This is a genomic window from Moorena sp. SIO4E2 (assembly GCF_010671945.1).
In the GTDB taxonomy this organism is placed as follows: Bacteria; Cyanobacteriota; Cyanobacteriia; order Cyanobacteriales; family Coleofasciculaceae; genus Moorena; species Moorena producens.
The window spans coordinates 1-2,680 of record NZ_JAAHIE010000816.1 but is presented as its reverse complement, the minus strand read 5'-3'; the positions used below and the strand labels follow the sequence as shown (position 1 = coordinate 2,680).

Genomic DNA, 2,680 nt, shown 5'->3' with positions numbered 1-2,680 from the left:
CAAATGCCATGATTAGGTAAGTTAGCAACACATAGAAAGCACTCATCTGTACCGTAAAATTGGCTGGGTTAATCCCAACAATCCCCAGTGAGAGCCCAATTAAAAGCGGTAACAGGAGTTGACCGATGGCGAAAAAGCCAAAAATCAGCACTTGCCAAATAATTTCCCCATCCCAAGCTGTTTTCCATGGGACATTATGATTGGTTGCTATCAGGGATTGCTTACCTTGAAACAACAACTGACCAACCAAGCACACTAAGATTACCAAACCCAATAGGGTGTTAAATCCTGGCATGACAGCAATAACGAATAATTTGACAATTGCTTGTTCAGCCGTTTCTTGTTCTTGGGTTTGGAGTGATAATAGGTTACTTTGGCGCTGCTGCACTTGATACAGCTGACTCAACGCGCGATACCGGAACCAATTATCTAAGTTTTGTTCAATTTTTTGCTCAGCATCTGGTAGTACCAGAGGTGGCTCACTCCATAGACCCATTAATACCCCAGCAGTTTCCACTAAGCCCTTAGGGTATGTCTGTGCATCCCAGGTTTCAATAGCAGCATCGGTTTTTCCTTGTTGAGCTTGGAGAATTCCAATACGCAAATCCAGCTTAGCAATCAGCTGTTCGATGTCAGACAATGACTCTTGCAATTGCTGTTGCTGGGAGGGATAGGAGTTTTCGGTCAGGGGAGTGGCTGGTGATTGTGATGGCGCTCCATCATTTGGTGTGGTTACCTTCCCTATGGAAAATTTTTGGAGTTTGGTCAGGACCTTTGACTGATTGGTCTGAGCCAATTGACGGGCTGTTTCATACTGTTTTTGAGCAGATTGAAACGGCTCAGCACCAATCAAAGCATTACGAGCCACAGTCCAATCTACCTTAGACTCCTGATTAGACTGCTCAGATGTAGCAGAATCAGGGTTTGTGTTCTGCCACTCCCAGCCATGGAGTACTAGATTGGTTTGGCGAAGTTCCAGACTAGTTTGAATCTGGGGCTGACCCCAGCTTTCTACCAGAGAAAGGCCAATTCTAGCGATCGCAAAAATCGTCAGTACAATTAAAACCAACCGTTTTATAGTCATCCAACCCCCCAACACACAAGCATTTTGCTCATTAGTTACATAGTTTTTTGCTGCTCAATGGACTACTAACCAAGTAACTAGTCACCAACTTTACACTGCCAGTTTAGGGATGATCTAGCTAGGTTACAATTACCTTGATGATTCGGAATCATCTCAGTAGACCCAGTATACATTTGTCACCCTAGCTGACCCAGCTGAACCACATACCTGCTCATGGAGGAATAAGAGATTGGCTACCCGCGTCGTTATTGTCCGTCACGGTCAAAGTACTTACAACACTCAGCAGATCATTCAAGGACGCAGTGATCAGTCAGTCTTGACAGACATTGGTCGTGCTGATGCCCAAAAAGTTGGTACTGCCCTGAGTAGCCTCAGCTTTGATGCCATCTACTGCTCCCCTTTACAACGGGCAAAGCAAACCGCAGAGGTTATCCTATCCTATTTGCCAGACGCTCCCCAGTTACAGCCATCAGATCAGCTGATGGAAATCGATTTACCCCTTTGGCAAAATCTGAAAAAGAACGAAGTTAAGGAAAAATTCCCAGAAGAGTACCACCGTTGGAAAGAACGTCCCCATGAATTTTCCATGGTCATTCCCACAGCGGTCGGGTCTAAAGAACATTTCCCTGTGCTTGAACTATACAAACAAGCACAGCAGTTTTGGCAAGAGGTTATCCCCCTCTATCAAGGAGGTACGATTTTAATCGTAGCCCATAATGGTATCAATCGCTGCTTAATTAGCAGTGCGATTGGGGTTTCTCCAGATCGTTACCATAGTATCAGGCAATCCAATTGTGGTATCAATGTACTCAATTTCACTGGTGGTTGGGGAGAAACCGTACAATTGGAATCCCTCAATCAAACCTCCCACTTGGGAGAAACCTTGCCAAGAAGGGGAGATATTGACCAAGGGTTGCGTCTGTTGTTGGTGCGCCACGGTGAAACCGATTGGAATCGTGAGTCTCGCTTTCAAGGACAGATTGATGTGCCTTTAAATGACAATGGTCGTAAACAAGGACATCAGGCGGCTGAGTTTCTCAAAGATATACCCATTGATTTTGCAGTAAGTAGCCCCATGCTGCGTCCTAAGGAAACTGCTGAAATTATTCTCCAGTCTCACCCCAATGTCAATTTACAAGTTGATGATGGACTCCGGGAAATCAGTCATGGCTTATGGGAGGGTAAATTAGAATCAGAGATTTCCCAAGAGTATGGTGAATTGCTCAATCAGTGGAAAGTTGCCCCAGAAACGGTACAAATGCCAGAAGGAGAGAACTTACAGGATGTTTTGGAAAGGGCAGTAGCATCCTGGAATGGGATGGTTCAATCGGCTACGGCATCTGGTTCAGGATTTCAGACTGGCTTAGTGGTGGCTCATGATGCTATCAATAAAGTAGTACTTTGTGACATTCTTGGCTTGAGTCCAGCATTAATTTGGAATATCAAGCAGGGAAATGGGGCTGTCAGCGTAATTGATTATCCCCAAGGCTTAGACAAAGCCCCAGTATTGCAAGCGATGAATATCACCACACACCTATCTGGAGGTGTATTGGATAAAACAGCCGCTGGTGCGCTGTAGCTAAACAATACGATCAA

1 protein-coding gene and 1 pseudogene are annotated in these 2,680 nt (G+C 45.0%); one reads left to right on the top strand and one right to left on the bottom strand.

The window, feature by feature from the left end:
* Positions 1-1,084: pseudogene (locus tag F6K37_RS37615) on the bottom strand (CPBP family intramembrane glutamate endopeptidase); the annotation flags it as partial.
* Between the two features lie 229 nt (positions 1,085-1,313).
* Here F6K37_RS37615 and F6K37_RS37610 point away from each other — a divergent pair.
* Positions 1,314-2,663, top strand: a complete 1,350-nt coding sequence (locus tag F6K37_RS37610) for a histidine phosphatase family protein (protein ID WP_287256127.1) — start codon at positions 1,314-1,316, stop codon at positions 2,661-2,663.
* Positions 2,664-2,680 lie beyond the last annotated feature (17 nt).